Genomic DNA, 26,636 nt, shown 5'->3' on the forward strand with positions numbered 1-26,636 from the left:
CAACGCTGGCTGCACACGATCGAGGGGCGGTCCCATGAAGACCGCCCCTGATGAGACGTTCGCCCACTACACTCACGCGCGCAGGCCTCTGAACAGGCAAAACGTCGAAGTCCTGCTGGAGTACTAGCCGCCCGCCCGGTGCGACGCGGAGCGCGGGTCGATGAGGCCGTGCAGCAGGGCGGCGATGGCGGGGGCGGGGGTGAAGTCGTCCTCCGGGTCGACCAGCTGGCCGGCGAGCAGCCCGTCCACCAGCGCGAGCAGCCGGCGCAGGTCGCCTGCGGGGTCGTGCGAGCCGAGGTCGGCGAGGAGCGGGGCCAGCCAGGCCGCCAGCCGGCGGCGGGCGGCCTGCAGGGCCGTGCGCAGCGCCGGCTGCCGGGCCGCCTCGGCGAACACGGCGTGCCGTGCGAGCGTGAGCTCCCGGTCGGTGCTGCCCAGTGCCTCCACCACGCTGCCCAGCCGTACGGCGAACCCGTCGATGCCGCCCGCCCCCGTCCGCACGGCCGGGCCCGTCCACAGCGCCGTCTCCCGCTCCAGCAGCCGCCCCAGCACCCCGGTCAGCAGGGCCTCGCGGGTGCGGAAACGGTTCGACGTGGACCCGGTCGGCACGCCCGCCCGGGCGTCCACCGCCCGGTGGGTCAGCCGGCGGATCCCGCCGTGGGCGAGGACGCCGATCGCGGCGTCGAGCAGGAGCAGTTCGCGGTCCGACACGGAGGAAGACTACACCGGTAGTCGCATCGACTACCGGTGTAGTACGTTGACGGGACCCCGCCTGCCGCGGCCCCGCACCGCCCGCCCCGGGCGGCAGGACCGCACCCCCCGGAGGAGCCGCCATGCCGATCGGCTACCTGGCCACCGTGGGCGTGGTGGTCGTGGGCACGCTCCTGGCCCTGGCGCCGCTGCGCCGCCCCCGTCCGCTCGGGACGCTGAGCTGGTTCCTCAGCGCCGTCGTCAACGAGTCGCCCTTCGCCGGGCTCTCCTGGGTGCTCGCGGCGACGGTGCTCGCCTGCGCGCAGGGCGACTTCCACGGGCCCGCCGTCCTGGCCGCCTCGGGCGCGGTCTGCACCGTCGTCGCCGCGACCCCCGTCCTGGCCCGGCGGGCCCTGCGCGCGGGAGCGGCCGTGGACCGTGCGCTCGACGAGGGCCTCGGCCCGGGGTTCCGCGCCGCCGGCGGCGTCGGCGCCGTGGACGGCGTCGGCGGCACCGGCGACAGGCCCCCGGCGGGCCGCGTCCGCCGGCTGCCCTGGGCCCGGATCCTCCTCGCCCCGCTGCCCCTGTCCCGCCGGGGCGTCCGGCGGACCGCGAACCTCCCGTACGGCCCCCACGGCAGGCGCAACCGTCTGGACGTCCACCGCGGCCGGGACCGCTCCCCCGGCGCGCCGATCCTGATCCACCTCCACGGCGGCGGCTTCCGGACGGGCCGCAAGAGCTTCTACGCCCGTGCCCTGCTCCACGGTTTCGCCCGGCAGGGCTGGGTGTGCATCAGCGCCAACTACCGGCTGCGCCCGGGTGCCGCGTTCCACGACTTCGTGGTCGACGTCAAACGGGTGGTCGTCTGGGCCCGGGAGCACGCAGCGGAGCACGGCGCTGATCCGGCCTGCATCGTCCTCGCGGGGAGCTCCGCGGGCGCCCACCTCGCCGTCACCGCGGCGTTCACCGCCGGCGACCCGGCGTTCCAGCCGGGTTTCGAGGACGAGGACACGTCGGTGGCCGCAGCGATCGGACTCTACGGCTACTACGGCCGCATCGAGCCCGGGCCGCAGCCCTCGTCCCCGGCCGACCACGTCCACCCCGGGGTGCCGCCCCTGCTGATCGCACACGGCGACCAGGACACCTTCGTGCCGCCCGGGCACGCGCGGCGGTTCGTCGCGGACGTGCGCGCCGTCTCGGCCGGCCCCGTCGTCCACGTCGAACTGCCCGGCGCGCAGCACTCGTTCGACCTGTTCCACTCGATCCGGTTCGCGATCCTCATCGACGGCCTGCAGGCGTTCACGGCGTGGGTCCGTTCGCCCGGGCGGGCGGCCGGGCCGGGGGCGCCGCCGCCGACGTGACCGGACCGGTCGCCCCCCCCGGCCGCGGCGGTGGGGGCGCCCGACCGCGTCCCGGCCGTCCGCCGGCCGTCCGCCGGTTGTCCGCCGGTCGTCCGCCGGCCGGGCGGCCGCGGAATCGCCCGGAACCCCCGCGCGTTGGAACGGGAGGCCAGGGAGGCCGGTGGTGTGCGAGCCGGGCGGCCCGGGTGACCGAGCAGACCGACAGTGGAGGGGCCGTAATGGCAACGCAGACGCAGAGGGCCGTGCTGGCGGGGGGATGCTTCTGGGGGATGCAGGACCTGATCCGGCGGCTGCCCGGCGTGACGGCGACCCGGGTCGGGTACACCGGCGGTGACGTGCCGAACGCGACGTACCGCAACCACGGCACCCACGCGGAGGCCATCGAGATCCTCTACGACCCCGAGAGGACCGACTACCGCACGCTCCTGGAGTTCTTCTTCCAGATCCACGACCCGAGCACCAGGAACCGCCAGGGCAACGACATCGGCCTCAGCTACCGCTCGGCGATCTACTACGTGGACGACGAGCAGAAGCGGATCGCCGAGGACACCATCGCGGACGTGGACGCCTCCGGACTGTGGCCGGGCAAGGTCGTCACGGAGGTCGAGCCGGTCGGCCCCTTCTGGGAGGCCGAGCCCGAGCACCAGGACTACCTGGAGCGCTACCCGGACGGCTACACCTGCCACTTCCCGCGCCCGGGATGGCGGCTGCCCGTCCGCGGGGAGGGCTGACCGCCCGCGGGGAGGGCCGGCCGCGCGGTGCGGCCCTCCCCCGCGGGCGGGGGAGGGCCGGGCCCGGGGCCGCGCCGCCGGGCCGGGCCTGCGCCCCGCAGCCCCGGCGGTGCCCCGCCGCGGGCCGTACGGTGCGCTGGCGGCCCCGCGCGCGGGCTACGCTCGGACACCATGAGCGACCAGCACGGGCAGCACTACGCCTTCGAGACCCTTGCCATCCACGCGGGCCAGGAGGCCGACCCGCAGACGGGGGCGGTGGTCCCGCCCATCTACCAGGTCTCCACCTACAAGCAGGACGGCGTCGGCGGCCTGCGCGGCGGCTACGAGTACAGCCGCTCGGCCAACCCGACCCGCACCGCGCTGGAGGAGAACCTCGCGGCGCTGGAGGGCGGCCGGCGCGGCCTGGCGTTCGCCTCCGGCCTGGCGGCCGAGGACTGCCTGCTGCGCACGGTCCTCAAGCCGGGCGACCACATCCTGATCCCGAACGACGCCTACGGCGGCACCTTCCGCCTCTTCTCCAAGGTGCTCCAGCGCTGGGGCGTGGAGTGGTCGGTGGCCAACATGCACGACCCGGAGTCGGTCCGGGCCGGGGTGCGCACCACCACGAAGGTGCTGTGGGTGGAGACGCCGAGCAACCCGCTCCTGGGCATCGCCGACATCGCCGCGCTGGCCCAGATCTCGCGGGAGGCGGGCGCGCTGCTGGTCGTGGACAACACCTTCGCCAGCCCGTACCTGCAGCAGCCGCTGGCCCTGGGCGCGGACGTGGTGGTCCACTCCACCACCAAGTACATGGGCGGCCACTCGGACGTGGTGGGCGGCGCCCTGGTGACGGCCGACGCGGAGCTGGGCGAGCAGCTGGCCTACCACCAGAACGCGATGGGCGGCGTGGCCGGCCCGTTCGACTCCTGGCTGGTGCTGCGCGGCATCAAGACCCTCGGCGTGCGCATGGACCGGCACTGCGAGAACGCGGTGCGGATCGCCGACATGCTCACCGGCCACCCGAAGGTGGTGCAGGTCCTCTACCCCGGGCTGCCGGAGCACGCGGGGCACGAGGTGGCGGCCAAGCAGATGAGGGCGTTCGGCGGCATGGTGTCGTTCCGCGTGGCGGGCGGCGAGCAGGCGGCCGTGGACGTGTGCAACCGGGCGCGGCTGTTCACGCTGGGCGAGTCGCTGGGCGGTGTGGAGTCGCTGATCGAGCACCCGGGCCGGATGACGCACGCGTCGGCGGCGGGTTCGGCGCTGGAGGTCCCGGCGGACCTGGTGCGGCTGTCGGTCGGCATCGAGTCCGCCGACGACCTGCTGGCGGACCTCACCGAGGCGCTGGGCTGAGACGGCCCGCCCGGGACGGCCGTCCCGGGACGCCGGGCCGGGGCGTCGCCCCCGGCCCGGCCCCGCCGCCGGGGCGCGCGGTCAGCGGCTCGGCACCGCCGCCGGGTCCTGGGCGCCGCCCCCGGCGGCGTAGGACTCCATGGAGAGGTTGAAGCGGGCCAGCAGCTCGCAGAAGGCCTCCCGATCCTCCTGCGGCCAGTCGGCGACGAGCCGCCTGACCAGCTCCTGGCGGCTGCTGCGGACCTCCTCCAGCCGTTCGCTCCCCAGCGGGGAGAGGCCGAGGAAGACGGCCCGCTTGTCGTCGGGGTTCTGGACCCGCTCGACGAGCCCGGCGTCGACCAGGGGCGCGACCTGCCGGGTGACGGTCGAGGAGTCGATGCCCAGGGCGTCCGCGAGGGCCTTGACGCCCATGGGCCCCTGCCAGTCCAGCCGGTTGAGCAGCAGGAACGCGGCGCGGTCCATCGAGTTGCGCTGGCTGCCGACACCGCCGATGCGGACCTGCTCGACCCGGCGGGCGAAGATCGCCACCTGGTACTGCAGGCGGTCGTGGAGGACGTGGTCCGAGGTCATGGCGGCTCGCGGTGTTCGATCGGTGCTGTGCGCCGCGGCCCTCCGGGTGCCGGGCCCGGCGCCTCCGAGGGTACGCGGACCGGGCCCTCGCACGTAACGCCCCGAACCGCGCGAACTTTCGGCTCCGCCGTGCCCTCCGTGCCCCCTCCGTGGCTCCTCCGCGCCCCCTCCGTGCCCCCTCCGCGCCCTGCCGCGCCTCCTTCCGCGCCCGCGCCGGGCTCCTGCCGGCCCCCTCCCGGGCGCCCGCCGGAACGTCCTCCGGTGCGCCGCCGCCCGCACGCCCGGTCCGGGGCGCCGCGCCGTCCTACGCTGGCACCATGCACAGCTGGACGGTCACCGTCGACGACGTGCGCGGCGCGCACAAGATGCTCGCGGGCGTGGCCCGGGTGACCCCCATGGAGGGCAGCCGCCACCTCTCCTCCCTGACGGGCTTCCCGGTCCACCTCAAGTGCGAGAACCTGCAGCGCACGGGCTCGTTCAAGCTGCGCGGCGCGTACGTGCGGATCGCCGGCCTCTCGCCGGTGGAGCGCGCCGCGGGGGTGGTGGCGGCGAGCGCCGGCAACCACGCGCAGGGGGTGGCGCTGGCGGCGTCGCTCCTGGGGGTGCGCTCCACCGTCTTCATGCCGTCGGCCGCGCCGCTGCCGAAGGTGGAGGCCACCCGCGGCTACGGCGCCGAGGTGCGGCTGCACGGGCTGAACGTCGACGAGGCCCTGACGGCGGCCCGGGAGTTCGCGGAGACCGCGGGCGCGGTCCTCGTCCACCCCTTCGACCACCCGGACGTGGTGGCCGGCCAGGGCACGGTGGGGCTGGAGATCCTGGAGCAGTGCCCCGAGGTCCGCACGATCCTGGTGGGGACGGGCGGCGGCGGGCTGCTGGCGGGGATCGCGGCGGCGGTGAAGCCGCTGCGGCCGGACGTGCGGGTGGTCGGGGTGCAGGCGGCCGGCGCGGCCGCGTACCCGCCGTCGCTGGCGGCGGGGCGGCCGGTGCCGCTGGAGTCGTTCGCGACGATGGCCGACGGGATCATGGTGGGGATGCCCGGCGACGTGCCGTTCGCCGTGGTGGAGGCCCTGGCGGACGGGGTGCGCACGGTCTCCGAGGACTCCCTCTCCCGGGCGCTCCTGCTCTGCCTGGAGCGGATGAAGCTGGTGGTGGAGCCGGCCGGGGCGAGCCCGGTGGCCCTGCTGCTCCAGGAGCCGCAGGCGGTCGAGGGGCCGGTGGTGGCGGTGCTCTCCGGCGGGAACGTCGACCCGCTGCTGATGCAGCGGGTGCTGCGGCACGGCATGGCGGCGGCGGGCCGGTACCTGTCGCTGCGCCTGCTGCTGGTCGACCGGCCGGGGGCGCTGGCGACCCTGCTCGGCGTGCTCTCCCGGGTGGACGCCAACGTGGTGGACGTGGCGCACGTGCGGACCGCGCCGCAGATCGGCCTCGCGGAGGCCGAGGTGGACCTGCACCTGGAGACCAAGGGGCCGGACCACTGCGCCGCGGTCCTGGCGGAGCTGCGCGAGGCGGGTTACACGGTGCTGCGGCAGGGCTGAGGCCGGGCCGGGTCCGCCCGACCCGACCCGCCCCGGCCGTCGGCCCGACCCGTCCCGGCCTGCGGGAACGTCAAATCGGTGGGCCGTTGTCAGTGGCACCCGCCATGCTGGTACCCGCCCCGCGACGCCGTCGCGGGGCCGGACGGCGTGCGAGGGGTCCCTGCACCCCCTTCACGCCTTGACGCGATACATCGCGTTCTGCCATCGTCGTCGCAACACGCGATGTATCGCCTTTGGTGCATCCGCGTGCGCACGGTCCGGCACACACCGCTGTGCACACCGCACCGGCCGGCCACGGGAGAAGAGAGAGGCACATGGCGGCAGCCATCACCGCCGAAGGACTGGTGAAGACCTTCGGCGACGTACGAGCCCTGGACGGGGTCGACCTGGAGGTGCCCGAGGGCACCGTGCTCGGTCTCCTCGGTCCCAACGGCGCGGGCAAGACCACCACGGTCCGGGTGCTCACCACCCTGCTGCGCCCCGACGCCGGCCGCGCCGTCGTCGCCGGCGTGGACGTGCTGAAGGAGCCCAACCGGGTCCGCAGCCTGATCGGGCTCTCCGGCCAGTACGCGGCCGTGGACGAGTACCTCACCGGCCGCGAGAACCTCCAGATGGTCGGCGAGCTGTACCAGATGAAGCCCCGGGAGGCGAAGGCCCGCGCCCTGGAGCTGCTGGAGTGGTTCAACCTCTCCGAGGCGGCCGACCGCACGGCCAAGACCTACTCCGGCGGCATGCGCCGCCGCCTCGACCTCGCAGCCGCCCTGGTGGTCCGCCCGCCGGTGATGTTCCTCGACGAGCCGACCACGGGCCTGGACCCGCGCAACCGGCTCGCCCTGTGGGAGGTCATCGAGACCCTGGTCGCACAGGGCACCACCCTGCTGCTCACCACGCAGTACCTGGAGGAGGCCGACCGCCTCGCCCACGACATCGCCGTGGTCGACCACGGGCAGGTCATCGCCCGCGGCTCCGCCGACGAGCTCAAGGCGCAGATCGGCGGCGAGCGGGTGGAGGTCGTGGTCCACAACCGCGAGCTCATCCCGACCGCGCTGGAGGCGCTCACCCCCTACGCCAAGGGCGAGCCCGCCGTCGAACAGCACACCCGCCGGATCACCGTGCCCGTCAGCGGCGGCGCCCGGGTGCTCGCCGACGTCATCCGCGAGCTCGACGGCCGGAACATCATCATCGACGACATCGGCCTGCGCCGCCCGACCCTGGACGACGTCTTCCTCTCCCTCACCGGCCACGCCGCCGAGGACTCCGAGGAGGGCGCCGCCAAGGACGCCGACGGCAGCGGCACCACCACCGGAAAGGACGCATGACATGGCGGCGACCACCCCTGCGGCGATCGGGCACGCGGTGCCGCAGCCGCGCGGCGGCGCGGTGCAGGTGCTGCGCGACTCCTGGGTCGTGGCCAAGCGGAACCTGCGCCGCATGACCCGCATCCCGGAGATCGTCGTCTTCGGACTGATGCAGCCCGTGATGTTCGTGCTGCTCTTCTCGTACGTCATGGGCGGTGCGATCAAGGTCCCCGGCTCCGGCGGGGAGAGCGCCTACCGCGAGTTCCTGATGGCGGGCATCTTCGCCCAGACCGTGACCTTCGCGGTCGCGGGCGCCTCGGCCGGCGTCGCGGAGGACATGACCAAGGGCCTGGTGGACCGGTTCCGGTCGCTGCCCATGGCCCGCTCCGCCGTCCTGGTCGGCCGCACCATCGCCGACGTCGTGCAGACGGCCTTCACCGTGCTGGTGCTGGCGGCCGTGGCGCTGCTGGTCGGCTGGCGGATCCACGAGGGCGTGCTCAAGGCCCTCGGCGCCTTCCTCCTGCTGCTCATGCTCGGCTACGCCTTCTCCTGGATCGGCGCGCTGATCGGCCTGTCGGTCCGCAGCCCGGAGGCGGCCACCTCGGCCGGCCTGATCTGGCTCTTCCCGCTGACGTTCCTGTCCAACGCGTTCGTCCCGGTCTCCACCATGCCGGGCTGGCTGCAGGCCATCGCGTACTGGAACCCCTTCAGCGCCACCGTCCAGGCCTGCCGCAAGCTCTTCGGCAACCCCGGTGTGGACCCCGCCCACGTGTGGCCGATGGAGCACCCGGTGGAGGCGTCGCTGGCCTGGTCCCTGCTGATCCTGGCGCTCTTCTCCTGGCTGGCGGTGCGCAAGTACCGCAACGCCGTGGGCTGAGCCCCGCCGTCGGGGCCCGTCGGGCCCCGACCGGCCCGGGCCCGCCGCAACCGGCCCGGACGCGCCGGAGGGCGGCCGCCGGAACCCCGTGGTCCGAGACCCGGGGCCGGCGGCCGCCCTCCGTGCGTCCTGGGACGGCTCAGCCGCTGTAGGGCTTGGCCCCGGTGATCCTCACGGTGGCCTTCTTGCCGTTCGGCAGCTCGTAGGTGGCGTCCTCGCCGACCTTCTTGCCGTTGATCGCGGTGCCCAGCGGCGACTGGGGGGAGTAGATCTCCAGGTCGTCGCCGGCGACCTCGCGGGAGCCGAGCAGGAATGTCATGGTGTCGTCGGGGTCGCCGTCGAAGGCGACGGTGACGACCATGCCGGGGGCGACCACGCCGGAGTCCGACGGCGCCTCTCCGACCTGGGCCTTCTCCAGGAGCTGGGTGAGCTGGCGGATGCGCAGCTCCTGCTTGCCCTGCTCCTCCTTGGCCGCGTGGTATCCGCCGTTCTCGCGCAGGTCACCCTCCTCGCGGGCCGCCTCGATCTTCTTGGCGATCTCCACGCGTGCGGGACCCGACAGATAGTCCAGCTCGGCCTTGAGCTGGTCATACGCCGCCTGGGTCAGCCAGGTGACGTTATCGCTGGTCTGGGTCACAGGTGCTCCTCGTCGGTACTCGGCTTACTACAAAGCAACGCCCGCTCCCGGGCCGTCTGGGCTCGGAAGGGGCGAAACCACGAGGGTAACAATTCCTCGGGGCAGAGGGGGAGTGGCTTGCGGCGCACCGCAGCCCGCCTGCCCCGGGACGCGTGCCCGCCCTCGTCTTCGACTATGCCTCACGGGTACGACAGCCGGGGGCGTGGCCTGGGCGGCCGCGCGCTCCCCCGGGGCGGCCGCACGCCGGGGCGGGGGACCTCCGCGCCTCCCGGGGGCCTCCCGGGGCTGCGGGAGCCCCTGGCGGCGGCGGGCAGGTCCGGGCGCGGCGGCTACGGGCGGGGGGTGCAGCCCAGCAGCTCGGCGGTGGTGCCGCGGCGGACGGTGCGCAGCACGACGTCCTCCTCCAGGGCGGTGCCCTTCGCGGGGATCGCGACGTCCGCCTGTCCCACCGTCTCCTTCTCCGCCGACTGGGACCGGATCGTGCACACCCCGCCCACGCCCTCCTGCTTGCGCACCGAGACGTGCGCCCGCACCTGCGTGTCGGAGACCACGGTGAAGGACGTCACCTCGCCGTGCAGCCGACTCTCCCGCATCAGGTAGGAGGTGCCCAGCCAGACGACCAGCGCCGCGAAGAGCACGCCGCAGACCACGGCCGCGGCCCGGAGCCGCCGGTCCGCCCTCGCGTCGTCCCCGCCGAAGCGGCCGGACCGTCCGTACCGGCCCTCGGGGACCCTGGGCGCTGTGGTGCTCATCCGATCGTTCCTTCCCCGGCAAGGCCGCGGAATGCACGGGCCCTCCAGTCCGTCACTATAGGAGTGGCCGACCCCGGCCGGACGCGCCGGGGCGGCGCGGTACGCATGCGGAAGGAATTCTGGCGTTGACTGAGCAGCTGCGACTGATGGCGGTGCACGCCCACCCGGACGACGAGTCCAGCAAGGGCGCCGCCAGCATGGCCATGTACGTCGCCCGCGGCGTGGACGTGCTGGTGGCCACCTGCACGGGGGGAGAGCGCGGCTCCATCCTCAACCCCAAGCTCCAGGGCGACCCGTGGGTGGAGGAGAACATCCACGAGGTGCGCCGCAAGGAGATGGACGCGGCCCGGGAGATCCTGGGGGTGAAGCAGGCCTGGCTGGGCTTCGTCGACTCCGGGCTGCCCGAGGGCGACCCGCTGCCCCCGCTCCCGGACGGCTGCTTCGGCCTCCAGGAGGTCGAGAAGGCCGCGGAGCCGCTGGTGCGGCTGATCCGCGAGTTCCGTCCCCACGTGATCACCACGTACGACGAGAACGGGGGCTACCCGCACCCCGACCACATCATGACCCACAAGATCACCATCGCGGCCTTCGACGCCGCCGGCGACCCGGACGCCTACCCGGAGTCGGGCGAGCCCTGGCAGCCGCTGAAGCTGTACTACAACCACGGCTTCCCCATGGGCCGCATCCGAGCCCTGCACGCCTACCTCACCGAGCACGGCCTGGACTCCCCGTACGGCGAGTGGATCGAGGGCTGGGAGAAGAGCGGCCGCAAGGAGCGGGAGATCACCACCCGCGTGGACTGCGCCGACTACTTCGAGGTCCGCGACCGGGCCCTGATCGCCCACGCCACCCAGATCGACCCGGACGGCCCGTGGTTCCGCGTGCCGCGCGAGGTCCAGCGGGAGGTCTGGCCCACCGAGGACTTCGAACTGGCCCGCTCGCTGGTCGACACCTCCCTGCCGGAGGACGACCTGTTCGCGGGCATCACGGCCGACGTCACCGTCTGACCGCAGCCCCGCCCCGCCGCCCGCCCCGGCCGGTCCCGCCGTCCGACCGGCACCCCGGTGGCCCGGTCCGCGCCGGGCCGGGCCACCATGGAGATGTGAGCACCCCCATGACCGACCCCGCCGTCCTCGCCCACCTCACCTCGCTCGCCGTCGACGAGGACAAGGTGACCCCCGGCCTGCTGGGCTTCGTGGTCTTCGCCGTCCTCGGCGCCGCGACCTGGTTCCTGCTGAAGAACATGAACAAGCAGTTCAAGAAGGTCGACTTCGTCGAGGAGCCGGAGCAGGACGACGCCCCGGCCGCCCCGGGCGGCCGCCCCGAGGACTCCCGGACCGCCTGACCGGACCGCCTGACCGGACCGCCCGACCGGCTCGCCCGGCCGACCGGACCGGCCGACCCGGGAAGCCCCGGCCCGCCCGCGCCCCGGGGCCCTCAGGCGTGTCCGCCGCCGCCCCGCCCGCGCCGGGCGGGGGGCGTCCTCCCCGCACCGGGCGGGCGGATGGGCGAGGATGGTCGCATGCCGAACCGCCTCGCCGACGCCACCTCCCCGTACCTGCTCCAGCACGCCGGCAACCCCGTCGACTGGTGGCCCTGGTCGGCGGAGGCGTTCGACGAGGCGCGGCGGCGCGGCGTGCCCGTGCTGCTCAGCGTCGGGTACGCCGCCTGCCACTGGTGCCACGTGATGGCCCACGAGTCCTTCGAGGACGAGGCCGTGGCCGCCTACCTCAACGAGCACTTCGTCGCCGTCAAGGTCGACCGCGAGGAGCGCCCCGACGTCGACGCCGTCTACATGGAGGCCGTGCAGGCCGCCACCGGCCAGGGCGGCTGGCCGATGACGGTCTTCCTCACGCCCGACGCGGAGCCCTTCTACTTCGGCACCTACTTCCCGCCCGGCCCCCGCCACGGCATGCCCTCCTTCGGCCAGGTGCTCCAGGGCGTCGCCGCCGCCTGGCAGGAACGCCGTGAGGAGGTCGGCGAGGTCGCCGGCCGCATCGCCGCCGACCTGGCCGAGCGGACCTCCGGCTTCGGCGCCGCCGGGCACACGGCCCCCGGCGAGGACGGCCTCCACCAGGCGCTGCTGGGCCTGACCCGCCACTTCGACGGCAGGCACGGGGGCTTCGGCGGCGCGCCGAAGTTCCCGCCGTCGATGGTGCTGGAGTTCCTGCTGCGCCACCACGCCCGCACCGGCTCGGACGCCGCCCTGGAGATGGCCGAGCGCACCTGCGACGCGATGGCCCGCGGCGGCATCCACGACCAGCTCGGCGGCGGGTTCGCCCGGTACGCCGTGGACGCCGCCTGGGTGGTGCCGCACTTCGAGAAGATGCTCTACGACAACGCGCTGCTGCTCCGCGCCTACCTGCACCTGTGGCGGGCCACCGGCTCCCCGCAGGCCCGCCGGACCGCCCTGGACACCGCCGCGTTCCTGCTGGCGGAGCTGCGCACCCCCGAGGGCGGCTTCGCCTCCGCGCTGGACGCCGACAGCCCCGACCCGGCCACCGGCGAGCCCGCCGAGGGCGCCTACTACGTGTGGACGCCCGCCCAGCTCGCCGCCGAGCTCGGCGAGGAGGACGGCCGCCGCGCCGCCGCGCTCTTCGCCGTCACCGAGGAGGGCACCTTCGAGCACGGCGCCTCCGTCCTGCAGCTGCCCGAGGACCCGGACGACCTGCCCTGGTACGAGTCGGTCCGCGCCCGCCTGCTGGCGGCCCGCGCCCGCCGCACCCCGCCCGCCCGCGACGACAAGGTCGTCGCCGCCTGGAACGGCCTGGCGGTCGCGGCCCTCGCCGAGGCCGGCGCCCTGCTGGAGCGCCCGGACCTGCTGGAGGCCGCCCTCGCCGCCGCCGACCTGCTGCTCTCCGTGCACCTCACCCCCGAGGGGCGCCTGCTGCGCACCTCCCGCGACGGCCGGCCCGGCCCGAACGCCGGCGTGCTGGAGGACTACGCGGACGTCGCCGAGGGGTTCCTGGCCCTGCACGCGGTCACCGGCGGCCCCGAGTGGCTGCAGCTGGCGGGCGGTCTGCTGGACACCGTCCTCGTCCACTTCGCGGACCCGGACACCGGGGCGCTGTACGACACCGCGGACGACGCCGAGCAGCTCATCCGCCGACCCCAGGACCCCACCGACAACGCCGCGCCCTCCGGCTGGACCGCCGCCGCCGCGGCCCTGCTGTCCTACGCCGCCCACACCGGCTCCGAGCGCCACCGCACCGCCGCCGAGCGGGCGCTGGGCGTCGTCGGGGCGCTGGCCTCGCGCGCCCCGCGGTTCATCGGCTGGGGACTCGCGGCGGCGGAGGCGTACGCCGACGGGCCGCGCGAGATCGCGGTGGTGGGGCCGGCCGGCGACGACGCCACCGCCCTGCTCCACCGCACCGCCCTGCTCGCCACCGCGCCCGGGGCCGTCGTCACGGTCGGTGCGCCGGGCGGCACGGAACCGGGCGGCACGGAACCGGACGGCGGGGACACGGACGGCGGGGAGGCGGACGGGACCGGCGGCGAGGTGCCGCTGCTGCGCGGCCGGCCGCTGCTCGGCGGACGCCCGGCGGCCTACGTCTGCCGCCGCTTCACCTGCGACGCCCCGACCGCCGACGCGGCCGAGCTCGCGGCCGCCGTCGGGGCCCACGTGCAGTAGCGTCCCGGGGCCCGCGCGGCCGCGGCCCCCGGGACCGGCCCCGGCCCGGGGCGCCCGCGTGCCCGGACGCCCGCCTGCCGGGGTGCCCGGGCGGCGGGGCGCCGTCCGCAAACCGCTCGCGCCCCGGCCGTCCGGTCCCCCAGGATGTCCGCCATGGGCTGGCGGCTGACCGACGACGTGGAGGAGTTCCTGGACGAGGCGGGCGGCTTCCTGGCCGCCCACCCGGCGGAGAACTCCGTGCTCCTCACCGTGACCGACGCCGTGCGCGGCCGCGGGCCGCAGGCGTTCGGCGGCGGGCGGCCCCGGTACGGCTGGTGGCGTCCCGGGCCGGGGGAGGAGGTCGCCGGGGCCTGCCTGCGGACGCCGCCCCTCCCGCTGGTGCTCGGACGGATGCCCGCGGCCGCCGCCGCCGGGCTCGCGGCCGCCCTCGCGGCGTGCGACGGGGACCTCCCCGGGGCCGGCGGGGACCGCCCGGCCGCGGAGGCGTTCGCCGCCGCGTGGCGGGACGCCACCGGGGCCGCGGTCTCCGTGCGGCGCGAGGAGATCCTGCACCGCCTCGCCGCCCTCGCCGCCCCGGACCCCGCGCCGTCCGGCGCCGCCCGGGAGGCCCGCCCGGACGACCGCGACCTGGTCGTCGGCTGGTTCGAGGAGTTCAGCCGTGAGACGGGTGAGCGGCTGCGGGACTTCACGGCCGACGTCGAGGCCCGCATCGCGCGCGGCGGGGTCGTGCTGTGGGAGGACGCCGGACGGCCTGGTTCGATGGCCTGCGTGAGCGCGGAGGCCGCCGGGACGGTGCGGATCGGCCCCGTCCACACCCCGCCGGGGCTGCGCCGCCGCGGCTACGCGGCGGGCGCCACCCACGCCGTCGCCGCCCGCGCCCTGGCGCAGGGCGTCCGCGAGGTGCTGCTCATCACCGACCTGGCCAACCCCACCAGCAACGCCCTCTACCGGCGGCTGGGCTTCCGGCCGGTCGCCGACCGCCTGGTCCTGGCGTTCGGCCCCGGCGAGGCGTGACGTCCGGGCCGTGCGGCGGCGCCCGGCGGGTCGCGGCGCCCTGCCCGGGGCGGCGGCGCACCCTCCGCCGCCGGGGCCCCGGGGCCGCCGTGGCGGGAGCGTCCGGTGTGCCGCGCCGTGCAGCCCTCCATGCCGAATTGCCCGGAAGTTGACGTCCTGTTCGCCTCCCCGCATCTCCGCACTGTCACCGTGGGTAGGTAGGGTGTCCCGGTTCGGTCACCTTCGGTCGGCTGAGGGAGAAGGTGTGGACGGTCGGATCCTGGGCGGAGCGGCGGCGGCCGGCGCGGCCGGCGTGGTCGTGGGCGCCTACCTGCTCGGCGGGCGGCTGCTGGTGCTGGCCGTGGCCGGGGCGGGCGCGGGCTGGGCGATGGGGTACGTGGCCCGGACCTGGTCGCAGCGGCTGCGGGGGCGTACGGGCCCGGCCGGGCGCGGGCCGGCCGCGGGGGCGCCCCGGCGCGGAGCCGCGGCGGGCGACCACTGCGAGCGCTGCCGCCGCGCACGGGAGGCGCGCGAGGCCCGCGGGGGTCGGGCCCCGGGTGCCTCGCCCGGGGCCCGACCCCCGCGGGCCGGCCTTCCGCTCCTGTCAGCGGCCCGCCGAGTACGCCACCATCGACACGCCCACGTACTGCACGATGAAGGCGGCCAGGGTGAACGAGTGGAAGACCTCGTGGAAGCCGAACCAGCGCGGTGACGGGTTCGGGCGCTTGAGCCCGTAGATCACGCCGCCGGCGCTGTAGAGCAGGCCGCCGACCACGATCAGGGTGAGCACGGTGGCGCCGCCGTGGTGCAGGAAGTCCGGCAGGAAGAAGACCGCGGCCCAGCCCAGCGCCAGGTAGCAGGGCGTGTACAGCCAGCGCGGGGCCCCCACCCAGAAGACCCGGAAGCCGATCCCGGCGAGTGCGCCCGCCCACACCAGCCACAGCAGCACCCGCTGCCGCCCGCCGTCCACCAGGAGCAGGGTGAAGGGCGTGTAGGTCCCTGCGATTATCAGGAAGATGTTGGCGTGGTCGAGCCGGCGCAGCACCGCCTCGCCGCGCGGGCCCCAGGTGAAGCGGTGGTAGACCGCGCTCACGCCGAAGAGCAGCCACGCCGAGACCGAGTACACGGTGCAGGCGATGCGGGCCTGGGGGGAGCCGGCGAGGCAGATCAGCACGATGCCGGCCGCCACCGAGGCGGGGAACATGCCCGCGTGCAGCCAGCCGCGCAGCTTGGGTTTCACGGGGCGCACCGCCTCGGCCACGTGGTCGGCCACGCGGTCGGCGGCGCGTTCGAGGGAGGCCAGGGGGCCGTCGGGCGTGCCGGAGCCGGTGCCGCCGGGCGTCCGCGCCGGTGCGGGAGCGGGTGCGGTCTTCGCGTGGTCCGGGATGTCCTCCGCAGTCATGGCCACATGCTACCTACGCACCCGTAGGTTACCGAGGGGTATGACGTGGCGCTCGTCACTCGGTCGGGCGCGCATGAGTGCAACCAGCGCGCCCTTGTGCCTTCGATGCGACGGATTTTCCGGTTCGTCGCCCGTTTGATCACTGGAAAGTCACGGAAGAAGCCCCTTCGACGTGAGGGGCGCTATGTCGTTAAAAGCCCCACGGGGATACCCTGCCGACAACCCTCAACCCCGACGCCGGCTCAAGGACGAACCGGCGTGAAACGGAGCGATCGTGTCGTACGAGAACTCTGCCCTCGGCAACTCCGCCCCCACCAAGCACAAACGACTTCTGGCCTGGGTGAACGAGATCGCGGAGCTCACCCAGCCCGACCGCGTCGAGTGGTGCGACGGCTCGGAGGAGGAGTACCAGCGGCTGTGCGAGCTGCTGGTCGAGAAGGGCACCTTCACCCGGCTCAACCCGGAGAAGCGCCCCAACTCCTACTACGCCGCCTCTGACCCCAGCGACGTCGCCCGCGTCGAGGACCGCACGTTCATCTGCTCCGAGAAGGAGGAGGACGCGGGCCCGACCAACCACTGGAAGCACCCCGACGAGATGCGCGGCATCTTCGCCGACGTCTTCCGGGGCTCCATGCGCGGCCGCACCATGTACGTCGTGCCCTTCTCCATGGGCCCGGTCGGCTCCCCGCTGGCCGCCTACGGCGTCGAGATCACCGACTCCGCCTACGTCGCCGTCTCGATGCGCGTCATGACCCGCATGGGCCGGGCCGTGCTCGACCACCTCGGCGAGGACGGCGACTTCGTCCGCGCCGTGCACAGCGTCGGCGCCCCGCTGGAGCCCGGCCAGGACGATGTCGCGTGGCCCTGCAACACCACCAAGTACATCTCGCACTTCCCGGAGACCCGCGAGATCTGGTCCTTCGGCTCCGGCTACGGCGGCAACGCCCTCCTCGGCAAGAAGTGCTACGCGCTGCGGATCGCCTCGACCATGGCCCGCGACGAGGGCTGGCTGGCCGAGCACATGCTCGTGCTCAAGCTCACCCCGCCGACCGGCGCCCCGAAGTACGTCGCGGCGGCCTTCCCGTCCGCGTGCGGCAAGACCAACCTCGCCATGCTCCAGCCGACCATCCCGGGCTGGAAGGTCGAGACCATCGGTGACGACATCGCCTGGATGCGCTTCGGCGAGGACGGCACGCTGCGGGCCATCAACCCCGAGGCGGGCTTCTTCGGCGTCGCCCCCGGCACCGGCACGGCCACCAACGCCAACGCCATCGACACCCTGTGGGGCAACACCGTCTTCACCAACGTCGCGCTGACCGACGACGGCGACGTCTGGTGGGAGGGCCTCACCGACGAGCCCCCGGCGCACCTCACCGACTGGCGCGGCAACGACTGGACGCCGGAGAGCGGCACCCCCGCCGCCCACCCCAACGCCCGGTTCGCCGTCCCGGCCGCGCAGTGCCCGACCATCGCCCCCGAGTGGGAGGACCCGGCCGGCGTCCCGATCTCGGCCATCCTCTTCGGCGGCCGCCGGGCGAGCGCCGTCCCGCTGGTCACCGAGTCCTTCGACTGGCAGCACGGCGTCTTCCTGGGCGCCAACGTCGCCAGCGAGAAGACCGCGGCGGCCGAGGGCACCGTGGGCGAGCTGCGCCGCGACCCGTTCGCGATGCTGCCGTTCTGCGGCTACAACATGGGCGACTACTTCGGCCACTGGATCAAGCTGGGCAAGCAGGCCGACCCGGCCAGGCTGCCGAAGATCTACTACGTGAACTGGTTCCGCAAGAACGCCGACGGCAAGTTCGTCTGGCCGGGCTTCGGCGAGAACAGCCGCGTGCTCAAGTGGATCGTCGAGCGCCTGGAGGGCACCGTCGAGGGCGTGGAGACCCCGATCGGCATCCTGCCGACCGAGGACACCCTCGACCTCAAGGGCCTGGACCTCACCCAGGACGACATCGAGCTGCTGCTCTCCGTCGACCGCGAGATCTGGAAGCAGGAGGCCGCGCTCATCCCGGAGCACCTGGAGCTCTTCGGGGACCACACCCCGCGCGAGCTGTGGGACGAGTACGAGAAGCTCGTCGAGCGCCTGGGCTGACGGCCCCTCAGCAGCACTCCACCGCACGGCCGGAGCCCCGGCCAGGCGATCGCCCCGACCACCGATCGCCTGGACCGGGACTCCGGCCGTCGGCGTGCCCGGGCCCCGGTGCCGCGCCCGGTCCCCGGCGCGGCCGGGCCGGGAGGCGGCCGGGCCGCCGCCCCTCAGGCCGCGGGGGCGGCCCCCGGGGCGCGGCGGGCGGCGTCGTGGGCGTCCATGCGGAGGCAGGCGAGCATGGCGGTGGCCGTGTCCTGCTGCGCGGCGGCCACGACGAGGACCCGGCCGGCCAGGGCGTGGGCCCGGGCGTGGAGGTCGGCGAGGCCGCGCCCGGCCGGGGCGGGCGCGGGGGTGGGGCGGCCGCCGGGCGGCGGCCCGCCCGCGGGCGCGAGCTCCGCGATCCGTGCCGCGATGCGCCGGGCGGCGTCGTCCAGGTCGGCGCGGTGCGCGGCGAGCGCCGGGTCGGCCGCGCCGCCGGCGGCGTCGGTGGCGCGCCGCAGGTCGGTGGTGGCGTCGAGCAGGGCGCCGAGGTGCCGGGCGAGCTGCTGCCGCAGGTGGGCGGGCCGGGCGGACGGCGCCGCCACGCGGTCGCTGCTGTTGTGGCGGACGGCGTGCGGGTGCGCGGGGGCCGTGGGGGCGGGCTCCCGGAGCGTGTGCACGGACCTGTGCCGTATCGGCTCGTACATGGGCGCTCCCTGCGGTGAGGTCATCCGGAACTGGACTTGGACCAAGTCTAAATCCGGAGCGGCCGGGACGCGGGGGCGGCCCGCCCGGGCCGGAGCGGTGGTTCGGGCCGCGGGACGGCACGTGCCGCGGAAGGAGAGCGGAAGGGGAGTGGAAGGGGGCGAGGGACGGGGCCGGGAGCGCCGCGGCGGCCGGTCAGGGCTGCGCGTAGCCCTCCAGGAAGTCCCCGATCCGGGTCACCGCGTCGGTGACGTCCTCCGGCCGCGGCAGGGTCACCAGCCGGAAGTGGTCGGGCTCGGGCCAGTTGAAGCCGGTGCCCTGCACCACCAGGATGTGCTGGGACCGCAGCAGGTCCAGCACCATCTGGGCGTCGTCCTTCACCTTGTGGACCTTGGGGTCCAGCCGCGGGAACGCGTACAGCGCGCCCTTCGGCTTGACGCAGCTGACCCCGGGGATGTCGTTGAGCAGCCGCCACGCCGCGTCCCGCGACTCCAGCAGCCGCCCGCCGGGCAGCACCAGGTCCTTGATCGACTGCCGGCCGCCGAGCGCCGCCGCCACCGCGTGCTGGGCCGGCATGTTGGCGCACAGCCGCATGTTGGCCAGGACCGACAGCCCCTCGATGTAGCTGGAGGCGTGCTCCTTGGGGCCGGACAGCGCCATCCACCCCGAGCGGAAGCCCGCCACCCGGTACGCCTTCGACAGGCCGTTGAAGGTGACGCAGAGCAGGTCCGGGGCGAGCGAGGCGGTGGGGGTGTGGGTGGTGCCGTCGTAGAGGATCTTGTCGTAGATCTCGTCCGAGTAGACCAGCAGCCGGTGCCGCCGGGCGATCTCCACCAGGCCCTCCAGCACCTCCACGGGGTAGACCGCGCCGGTCGGGTTGTTCGGGTTGATCACCACGATCGCCCGGGTGCGGTCGGTGACCTTCGCCTCGATGTCGGCCAGATCCGGGTACCAGTCCGCCTGCTCGTCGCAGCGGTAGTGCACCGCCGTGCCGCCGGCCAGGCTCACCGACGCCGTCCACAGCGGGTAGTCCGGCGCCGGGACCAGCACCTCGTCGCCGTCGTCCAGCAGGGCCTGCATCGACATCTGGATCAGCTCCGAGACGCCGTTGCCCAGGTAGACGTCGTCCACGGTGAGGCCGTGCAGGCCGCGCTCCTCGTAGTGCATGACCACGGCGCGGCGGGCGGCGAGCAGGCCCTTGGAGTCGCCGTAGCCGTGGGCCGTGGCGAGGTTCCGGAGGATGTCCTGCAGGATCTCCGGGGGCGCCTCGAAGCCGAAGGTCGCCGGGTTCCCGGTGTTGAGCTTCAGGACGCGGTGGCCCTCGTCCTCCAGCCGCATGGCCTCGTCGAGCACCGGCCCGCGGATGTCGTAGCAGACATTGGCGAGTTTGCTGGACTGGATCACCTGCATGCCGGCCACTCTACGGGTCGTCCCCGCCCGCCGCCCCGTGTTGTCCGCCACGCGAATCAAAACCCGCCCGCACGCCCACGGCGCTTCCCCCCGCCCGCGCGCCCCCTGTGCCCGGCCGTCCCCGAGTGCCGCCGGAGGGGCCGCGTCCGGGAACGGCGCCGCCTAGACTCGCGCGCGGCGGCCCGCGCCCGCCCGCCGCCGGGCCCGGACGCGGAGGACCGCGCACCGGGAGGCCGCACAGCCGGGCCCGCACAGCCGGGGCCGTCCGCAGAGCCCGCACAGCCGGGCCCGTCCACAGGGGGAGGACGCCGTGCCGCATCCGGACACCGCCGGCGCACTGGCCGGGGCAGCGCTCGGACTGGCCGCCGGGCCCTGGCTGCGCGCCACCGCCGCCCGCCACACCGGCGCCCCCCGGCTGCCCGCCGTGCAGGCCGCCGCCGCGGCCGCCCTGGCCCTGCTCGGCGCCGCCGTCGGCCTCGCGCCCGTCGCGGCCCCGCTCTGCTGGGCGGCGCTGCTCGGCGTGCCCCTCGCCTTCGTGGACGCCGCCGAGCACCGGCTGCCCGACGCGCTGACCCTCCCCGCCTTCGCCGGCACCGCGGTCCTGCTCGTCGCCGCGGCCCTCGGCTCGGGGAGGCCCGGCGTCCTGCCGCGCTGCCTGCTCGCCGCCCTCGCCCTGGGCGCGCTCTACGGCGCGACGGCGCTGGTCGCCCCGATGGGCCTCGGCGACGCCAAGCTCGCCCCCACGCTCGGCGCGCTGCTCGGCTGGTACGGGTGGGGCGCCGTCCTCGCGGGCGTCTTCGCGGGCTTCCTGCTCGCCGGGCTCCACGGCGCGGTGCTGCTCGCCACCCGCCGGGCCCGCGGCGCCGACCCGCTGCCCTTCGGCCCGTTCATGCTGGCGGGCGCCCTGGCGGCCGTGCTGCTGGCGGCCTGAGCCGCTCCGGCGCCCCCGGACAGCCGGATCCCGGTCCCGGACGTGCGGCGGCCCCGGCGCGCGCGGTGCGCCGGGGCCGCCCGCCGTGGGGCCGCCGTCTACGGCAGGGCGTGGACGTGGGCGCCCACCGTGTCCGAGAAGGCGTTGCCGTTCGCCGCGTCCCAGTTGGCCGACCAGGCCATCGCGCCCCTGATGCCGGGCCACTTCGCCGGCGGCACGAAGGAGCCGCAGTGGTCGCCGGCCGCCAGGCAGTCCAGGGCGTCGTCCACCACGGACGGCTGCACGTACCCGCTGCCCGCCGCGCTCGCGGAGGCGGGGACGCCGATGCCGACCTGGGAGGGGTCGAGGCCCCCCTGGACCTGGGTGCAGACCTGGGAGGTGATGAAGTCGACCGTGCCCTGGGAGTGGACCCTGCCGTCGCAGCCGTTCATCGGACCCGAGTTGTAGAACTGGGTGTTGACGACGGTCAGGACGTCCTTCACCGCCAGCGCCAGCCGGAAGTAGGCGCTGTCGGTGCTGTCCATCCCGAGGGTCTCGGGCGCCATGGTGAGCACGAAGCCCGGCCCGGCCTCGGACGCCAGGGTGTGCAGCGCCTGGGCCATGGACGTGGCGTCGACGCCGTTCTCCAGGTCGACGTCGATCCCGTCGAAGCCGTACTGCCGCATCAGCGCGTACGCGCTGTCGGCGAAGTTCGCCGCCGTGGCGGAGTCGGTGACCGAGACGTTGCCGTTCTGCCCGCCGACCGAGAGCACGACCTTCTTGCCGGCCGCGTGCTTCGCGGCGACGTCGGCCTTGAAGTCGTCGTCCGTGTAGCCGCCCAGCTTCGAGGAGAGCGCCGGGTCGAGGGCGAAGGTGATGCCGCCGGGCCGGGACGGGTCGGCGTCGGCGAAGGCGACGGCGACGATGTCGTACGCGTCCTGGACGTCGCGGAGCCGCTGCACCGCCGCCCCGTTGTCGAAGTCCTGCCAGTAGCCGGTCACGAGGTGCCCCGGCAGGCCGCCGGACGGGGGCTGCGAGGCCGACGGCGGCGGGGCGGAGGCTGGGGACTGCGAGGCCGGCGGCGGGGAGGTCGCGGGCTGCGAGGCCGGCGACGCGGACGACTGCGCCGTGGGGGACTGCGAGGGCTGCGCGGTCGGGGACGCCGACGGGGAGGGGCTCGCCGCGCCGCCGGGACCGGTCAGCACGACGTCGTCCGCGCCGAAGGCGCCCTGCGCGTACCAGCCGTGCACGTAGACGGTGACGCTGGTGGTGGAGGCGCCGGTGCGGAAGGTGGTGCTCAGCTGGCTCCAGGACGACGAGGTCGTCCAGGTGGAGACGTCGGTGGTCCCGTTCCCCTTCGTCCCCAGGTACACGAAGGGGCCCCGCACCCAGGCGCTCAGCGTGTAGGCGGTGTTCGGCCGCACGGACACCTTCTGCCGGCACTGCCCGGTGTCGGTGGCGCTCGGCGTGGACTTCAGGGCGTACGTGCCCGCGTGCACGGACGCCGTGGTGACGGACGCCTTCCCGGAGCAGGTCCAGTTCGCCCCGGAGCCGGCCTCGAAACCGCCGTTGACGACCTGGTTGCCGTCGGCGGCGCTGGCACCGCCCGGTGCGAGGGCCGTCGCGGCCGCGGCCGCGGCGAGTGCGGCGGCGCCGGCGGCGAGGGCTCCGACGGCGCGCCTGCGCCGTCTGTGGGCAGCACGTCCCATGGATGCGGGTCTCCTTGCGTGCGGGCGGCCGCCGCGACCGGGGGAGGACGCGAGGGCCCGGTGGGGAGGAAGGGAAGGGGGCGCGGCGCGACCCGTCCCGTGCACCCGGGGCGCGCCGGAACCGCGCCCCACACCGTGGGCTGGACCCCTGCCGGGCGTCAAGGCCGGTGCATCCCCTTACGGCTCCCTTAAGGAAGGCATCAGGAAGGCTGAAGGCCCGCCCCCGCCGGTCGCGGTGACGGGCCTTCCCGCAGTGCCCCGGGGAGCGCTCCCCGGTCCCCGGGCGCCCCCTCAGGCCTCCGTGGAACGCGCCCAGAGGTTGAGGTCCGCGTCGGTGGCGTACCGGTCGATCTCCGCCAGCTCCTCGTCGGTCAGGCGCGGCCCGTGGACCGCCGCCACGTTCGCCTCCAGCTGGGCGACCGACGAGGCGCCGATCAGCGCCGAGGTCACCCGCTCGTCGCGCAGCAGCCAGGTCAGCGCCAGCTGGGCCAGCGTCTGGCCGCGGCGCTCCGCGATGCCGTTGAGGGCGCGCAGCTTGCCCAGCGTCTCCTCGGTGAGGGAGGACGGGTCCAGCGACTTGCCCTGGGTCGCGCGGGAGCCCTCGGGGACGCCGCGCAGGTACTTGTCGGTGAGCAGCCCCTGGGCCAGCGGCGCGAAGCCGATGCAGCCGGCGCCCGCCTCCTCCAGCACGTCCAGCAGGCCGTCCTCCTCCAGCCAGCGGTTGAGCATGGAGTAGGAGGGCTGGTGGATCAGCAGCGGCACGCCCAGGTCGGCGAGGATCGCCGCGGCCTCGCGGGTCCGCTCCGCGTTGTAGGAGGAGATGCCGACGTACAGCGCCTTGCCCTGCTGCACCGCGGAGGCCAGGGCGCCCATGGTCTCCTCCAGGGGCGTCTCCGGGTCGAAGCGGTGCGAGTAGAAGATGTCGACGTGGTCCAGGCCCATGCGGGTCAGCGACTGGTCGAGGCTGGACAGCAGGTACTTGCGCGAGCCCCACTCGCCGTACGGGCCGGGCCACATGTCGTACCCGGCCTTGGTGGAGATCACCAGCTCGTCGCGGTACGGGCGGAAGTCGGCGGCGAGGTGGCGGCCGAAGTTCGCCTCGGCCGAGCCGTAGGGCGGGCCGTAGTTGTTCGCCAGGTCGAAGTGGGTGACGCCCAGGTCGAAGGCGCGGCGCAGGATGGCGCGCTGGGTCTCCATCGGCCGGTCGTCGCCGAAGTTGTGCCACAGGCCGAGCGAGACGGCCGGCAGCTTCAGCCCGCTCCGGCCGGTGCGGCGGTACTCCATGCGGCCGTCGTAGCGGTCCTCGGCGGCCCGGTGGGGGGAAGGGATCATCAGGTCGGGGCCTTTCGAGTTTGTTGTTCGTGTAAACAATAACGGCCCCGGGCCGCCCGTCCACCAGGGGGTTTCGTCTGCGTACGGCCGACCGGAGTACCCTGCTCGCGGGCAAGCGCACGGAGGGGCTGAGCACCATGGGTCTGCGGGACCTGGTCTATCGCACGCCGGGTCTGCGGAACCTGGTCTACGGGGTGTACGGGCGCCGCGTCGAGGCGCACCTCGACCCTGCCCGGACGCCGCGGCACGTGGGCGTCATGCTCGACGGCAACCGCCGCTGGGCCCGGGCCGCCGGCATCAGCACGGCCGACGGGCACCGCCGGGGCGCCGACAAGATCCAGGAGTTCCTGGGCTGGTGCGACGAGACCGGCGTCGAGGTCGTCACCCTCTGGCTGCTCTCCACCGACAACCTCGGCCGCCCGGCCGAGGAGCTGGTCCCGCTGCTGGGGATCATCGAGGACGCGGTGCGGGGCATGGCCGAGGCCCGCCGCTGGCGCGTGCACCCGGTGGGCGCCCTCGACCTGCTCCCGGAGAGCACCTCCCGGGTCCTCAAGGACGCCGAGCAGGCCACCCACGACGTGGACGGCATCCTCGTCAACGTCGCCGTCGGCTACGGCGGCCGGCACGAGATCGCCGACGCGGTGCGGTCGCTGCTCCAGGAGCACGCGGCCCTCGGCACCTCCCTCGACGACCTGGCCGACACCCTCGACACCGAGTCCATCGCCGCCCACCTCTACACCCGCGGCCAGCCCGACCCCGACCTGGTGATCCGCACCTCGGGCGAGCAGCGGCTGTCGGGCTTCCTCCTCTGGCAGAGCGCCCACAGCGAGTTCTACTTCTGCGAGGCGTACTGGCCGGCGTTCCGGAAGGTGGACTTCCTGCGGGCGCTGCGGGACTACGCGGTGCGCAACCGGCGCTTCGGGGGCTGAGGCCCCCGCCCGTCCGTCCTCCCCGCCTGTCCTCCCCGGCGGCAGGCCCTTCCCGTCCCGCGCGGCGGGCGGGTGCCGCCCGGGCGAACGCCGTGTGAACGGGACCGGACGGGACCGCCCGCAGGGCACCCGGTCCTCCCGCTCCGGCCGCGACGGGTGCGGAAAGAGTCCGATACCCCCCTCCCACAAGGGCAAACGCCCCCGGCGGATGATCCGTCAGTTGCTCTTCGGCCGCATGCACCGGTCACTGCGAGGGAATACTCCCGCCAGACCGGGACCTCGCCCATCGGGGCCGCGGGGACCGGTGAGCCGCGGATGACGAAGGGTCATCCGCCCGGGAGGCCTTGTGGTCAGTTCCAAGAGCCGCCGGACGCACGACCGGCGCACGTACGTTCTCGACACCAGCGTGCTCCTGGCCGACCCGATGGCCATGACCCGTTTCGAGGAGCACGAGGTCGTGCTCCCGGTGGTCGTGGTCACCGAGCTCGAGGCCAAGCGGCACCACCCGGAGCTGGGCTACTTCGCCCGCCAGGCGCTGCGGCTCCTGGACGACTACCGGGTCCGGTTCGGGCGGCTGGACGAGCCGATCCCGGTCGGCGAGATCGGCGGCACCATCAGGGTGGAGCTCAACCACTCCGACCCCTCCGTGCTCCCGGCCGGCTACCGGCTCGGCGACAGCGACACCCGCATCCTCGCGGTCGCCCGCAACCTCCAGGCCGAGGGGTACGACGTCACCGTCGTCTCCAAGGACCTGCCGATGCGCATCAAGGCGAGCTCGGTCGGCCTCCTCGCGGAGGAGTACCGGGCGGAGCTGGCCATCACCTCCGGCTGGACCGGCATGTCCGAGCTCCAGGTCTCCGGAGAGGAGGTGGACGCGCTCTTCGCCCAGGACGGGGTGGACATCGAGCAGGCCCGCGACCTGCCCGTGCACACCGGCCTGGTGCTGACCTCCGAGCGCGGGCGCGCGCTGGGGCGGGTCGCCGGGGACGGCCGGGTGCGGCTGGTCCGCGGCGACCGGGAGGCGTTCGGACTGCGCGGGCGCAGCGCCGAGCAGCGGGTCGCCCTCGACCTGCTGCTCGACCCCGAGGTGGGCATCGTGTCGATGGGCGGGCGGGCCGGCACCGGCAAGTCCGCGCTGGCGCTCTGCGCGGGGCTGGAAGCCGTGCTCGAGCGCCGGCAGCACCGCAAGGTGATGGTGTTCCGGCCGCTGTACGCGGTCGGCGGCCAGGAGCTCGGCTACCTGCCGGGCAGCGAGGCCGAGAAGATGAGCCCCTGGGCGCAGGCGGTCTTCGACACCCTCTCGGCGGTGACCACCGCGGACGTCATCGAGGAGGTCGTCGGGCGCGGGATGCTGGAGGTGCTGCCGCTGACCCACATCCGGGGCCGGTCGCTGCACGACGCGTTCGTGATCGTCGACGAGGCGCAGTCGCTGGAGCGGAACGTGCTGCTCACGGTCCTCTCCCGGATCGGCCAGGGCTCCCGGGTGGTGCTGACCCACGACGTGGCCCAGCGCGACAACCTGAGGGTGGGCCGGTACGACGGGGTGGTCGCGGTGGTGGAGAAGCTGAAGGGGCACCCGCTCTTCGCCCACATCACGCTGACCCGTTCGGAGCGGTCGCCGATCGCGGCCCTCGTCACCGAGATGCTGGAGGACGTGCAGCCGTAGCAGCCGTAGCAGCCGGAGCGGCCCCGGCGGCCGCAGCGCCAAAAAAGGACAGAAAAGAATAATTAGCGTCAAAAGGGGTCGGGCTTTCGCCCGGCCCCTTCCTC

Annotated in this window: 23 protein-coding genes; 14 read left to right on the forward strand and 9 right to left on the reverse strand. The window is 74.8% G+C overall.

What is annotated here, in order from left to right; all coding sequences use genetic code 11:
- Window positions 1-123: 123 nt before the first annotated feature.
- Window positions 124-708 carry a TetR/AcrR family transcriptional regulator gene (locus tag LO771_RS26045; RefSeq protein ID WP_230747038.1) on the reverse strand — a complete coding sequence of 195 codons (585 nt, stop codon included), beginning with the start codon at window positions 706-708 and terminating at the stop codon, window positions 124-126.
- 122 nt (window positions 709-830) lie between these two features.
- On the opposite strand from LO771_RS26045, the gene LO771_RS26050 reads away from it, so the two are divergent.
- The 3 genes from LO771_RS26050 (at window position 831) to LO771_RS26060 (ending at window position 4,108) form a co-directional block, all read left to right on the forward strand.
- A complete protein-coding gene (locus tag LO771_RS26050) occupies window positions 831-2,048 on the forward strand; it encodes an alpha/beta hydrolase (RefSeq protein ID WP_230747039.1) in 1,218 nt (405 codons plus the stop codon).
- A gap of 218 nt (window positions 2,049-2,266) precedes the next feature.
- On the forward strand, window positions 2,267-2,779 hold the full coding sequence (msrA, locus tag LO771_RS26055; RefSeq protein WP_230747041.1) for a peptide-methionine (S)-S-oxide reductase MsrA: 513 nt from the start codon (window positions 2,267-2,269) through the stop codon (window positions 2,777-2,779).
- Window positions 2,780-2,950: 171 nt separating this feature from the next.
- Window positions 2,951-4,108, forward strand: coding sequence for a cystathionine gamma-synthase (locus LO771_RS26060; protein WP_230747043.1), 1,158 nt, complete (start codon window positions 2,951-2,953; stop codon window positions 4,106-4,108).
- An 81-nt stretch (window positions 4,109-4,189) separates the two neighbouring features.
- Here LO771_RS26060 and LO771_RS26065 read toward each other — a convergent pair whose 3' ends face one another.
- A complete protein-coding gene (locus LO771_RS26065; RefSeq protein WP_230747045.1) occupies window positions 4,190-4,678 on the reverse strand; it encodes a MarR family winged helix-turn-helix transcriptional regulator in 489 nt (162 codons plus the stop codon).
- A 317-nt stretch (window positions 4,679-4,995) separates the two neighbouring features.
- Here LO771_RS26065 and ilvA point away from each other — a divergent pair, with 317 nt between their 5' ends.
- The 3 genes from ilvA to LO771_RS26080 all read left to right on the forward strand — a co-directional run bounded on the left by ilvA (window position 4,996) and on the right by LO771_RS26080 (window position 8,388).
- A complete protein-coding gene (ilvA, locus tag LO771_RS26070) occupies window positions 4,996-6,213 on the forward strand; it encodes a threonine ammonia-lyase (RefSeq protein WP_230747047.1) in 1,218 nt (405 codons plus the stop codon).
- A 314-nt stretch (window positions 6,214-6,527) separates the two neighbouring features.
- Window positions 6,528-7,532, forward strand: a complete 1,005-nt coding sequence (locus LO771_RS26075; protein ID WP_230747049.1) for an ATP-binding cassette domain-containing protein — start codon at window positions 6,528-6,530, stop codon at window positions 7,530-7,532.
- Window position 7,533: 1 nt separating this feature from the next.
- Entirely contained in the window at window positions 7,534-8,388 is an 855-nt protein-coding gene (locus LO771_RS26080; RefSeq protein WP_230747050.1) for an ABC transporter permease, read from the forward strand.
- Window positions 8,389-8,527: 139 nt separating this feature from the next.
- Here the strand turns inward: LO771_RS26080 and greA are convergent, their stop codons facing one another.
- Window positions 8,528-9,025 carry a transcription elongation factor GreA gene (gene greA / locus LO771_RS26085; RefSeq protein ID WP_230747052.1) on the reverse strand — a complete coding sequence of 166 codons (498 nt, stop codon included), beginning with the start codon at window positions 9,023-9,025 and terminating at the stop codon, window positions 8,528-8,530.
- A 329-nt stretch (window positions 9,026-9,354) separates the two neighbouring features.
- Complete coding sequence (locus tag LO771_RS26090) at window positions 9,355-9,777, reverse strand: DUF4307 domain-containing protein (RefSeq protein ID WP_230747055.1); 423 nt, start codon at window positions 9,775-9,777, stop codon at window positions 9,355-9,357.
- Between the two features lie 125 nt (window positions 9,778-9,902).
- Between LO771_RS26090 and mca the strand changes: the two genes are divergently transcribed.
- The 4 genes from mca (at window position 9,903) to LO771_RS26110 (ending at window position 14,422) form a co-directional block, all read left to right on the forward strand.
- Complete coding sequence (gene mca, locus LO771_RS26095; protein WP_230747057.1) at window positions 9,903-10,784, forward strand: mycothiol conjugate amidase Mca; 882 nt, start codon at window positions 9,903-9,905, stop codon at window positions 10,782-10,784.
- 95 nt (window positions 10,785-10,879) lie between these two features.
- Window positions 10,880-11,122, forward strand: a complete 243-nt coding sequence (locus tag LO771_RS26100; RefSeq protein WP_374228251.1) for a hypothetical protein — start codon at window positions 10,880-10,882, stop codon at window positions 11,120-11,122.
- Between the two features lie 177 nt (window positions 11,123-11,299).
- Complete coding sequence (locus LO771_RS26105; RefSeq protein WP_230747059.1) at window positions 11,300-13,408, forward strand: thioredoxin domain-containing protein; 2,109 nt, start codon at window positions 11,300-11,302, stop codon at window positions 13,406-13,408.
- 153 nt (window positions 13,409-13,561) lie between these two features.
- On the forward strand, window positions 13,562-14,422 hold the full coding sequence (locus LO771_RS26110; protein ID WP_230747061.1) for a GNAT family N-acetyltransferase: 861 nt from the start codon (window positions 13,562-13,564) through the stop codon (window positions 14,420-14,422).
- 583 nt (window positions 14,423-15,005) lie between these two features.
- Here the strand turns inward: LO771_RS26110 and LO771_RS26115 are convergent.
- The gene (locus LO771_RS26115) at window positions 15,006-15,803 is read right to left on the reverse strand and encodes a hemolysin III family protein (RefSeq protein WP_230747062.1); all 798 of its coding nucleotides are present in this window, start codon (window positions 15,801-15,803) and stop codon (window positions 15,006-15,008) included.
- A 274-nt stretch (window positions 15,804-16,077) separates the two neighbouring features.
- Here LO771_RS26115 and LO771_RS26120 point away from each other — a divergent pair, with 274 nt between their 5' ends.
- Window positions 16,078-17,895 carry a phosphoenolpyruvate carboxykinase (GTP) gene (locus LO771_RS26120; protein ID WP_230747066.1) on the forward strand — a complete coding sequence of 606 codons (1,818 nt, stop codon included), beginning with the start codon at window positions 16,078-16,080 and terminating at the stop codon, window positions 17,893-17,895.
- Window positions 17,896-18,059: 164 nt separating this feature from the next.
- Here the strand turns inward: LO771_RS26120 and LO771_RS26125 are convergent, their stop codons facing one another.
- On the reverse strand, window positions 18,060-18,578 hold the full coding sequence (locus LO771_RS26125) for a hypothetical protein (protein ID WP_230747067.1): 519 nt from the start codon (window positions 18,576-18,578) through the stop codon (window positions 18,060-18,062).
- Between the two features lie 193 nt (window positions 18,579-18,771).
- The gene (locus tag LO771_RS26130) at window positions 18,772-19,986 is read right to left on the reverse strand and encodes a pyridoxal phosphate-dependent aminotransferase (protein ID WP_230747068.1); all 1,215 of its coding nucleotides are present in this window, start codon (window positions 19,984-19,986) and stop codon (window positions 18,772-18,774) included.
- 310 nt (window positions 19,987-20,296) lie between these two features.
- Here LO771_RS26130 and LO771_RS26135 point away from each other — a divergent pair, with 310 nt between their 5' ends.
- Complete coding sequence (locus tag LO771_RS26135; protein WP_230747069.1) at window positions 20,297-20,917, forward strand: A24 family peptidase; 621 nt, start codon at window positions 20,297-20,299, stop codon at window positions 20,915-20,917.
- 98 nt (window positions 20,918-21,015) lie between these two features.
- On the opposite strand, the gene LO771_RS26140 is transcribed toward LO771_RS26135, so the two are convergent.
- Both LO771_RS26140 and mgrA read right to left on the reverse strand, forming a co-directional pair.
- Complete coding sequence (locus LO771_RS26140) at window positions 21,016-22,605, reverse strand: chitinase (protein ID WP_230747070.1); 1,590 nt, start codon at window positions 22,603-22,605, stop codon at window positions 21,016-21,018.
- 291 nt (window positions 22,606-22,896) lie between these two features.
- Window positions 22,897-23,937, reverse strand: coding sequence for an L-glyceraldehyde 3-phosphate reductase (gene mgrA, locus LO771_RS26145; RefSeq protein ID WP_230747071.1), 1,041 nt, complete (start codon window positions 23,935-23,937; stop codon window positions 22,897-22,899).
- A 137-nt stretch (window positions 23,938-24,074) separates the two neighbouring features.
- Here mgrA and LO771_RS26150 point away from each other — a divergent pair, with 137 nt between their 5' ends.
- The gene (locus LO771_RS26150) at window positions 24,075-24,866 is read left to right on the forward strand and encodes an isoprenyl transferase (protein WP_230747072.1); all 792 of its coding nucleotides are present in this window, start codon (window positions 24,075-24,077) and stop codon (window positions 24,864-24,866) included.
- A gap of 346 nt (window positions 24,867-25,212) precedes the next feature.
- Window positions 25,213-26,532 carry a PhoH family protein gene (locus LO771_RS26155; RefSeq protein WP_230747076.1) on the forward strand — a complete coding sequence of 440 codons (1,320 nt, stop codon included), beginning with the start codon at window positions 25,213-25,215 and terminating at the stop codon, window positions 26,530-26,532.
- Window positions 26,533-26,636: the final 104 nt, after the last annotated feature.

This window comes from Streptacidiphilus sp. ASG 303 (genome assembly GCF_020991365.1).
GTDB lineage: Bacteria > Actinomycetota > Actinomycetes > Streptomycetales > Streptomycetaceae > Peterkaempfera.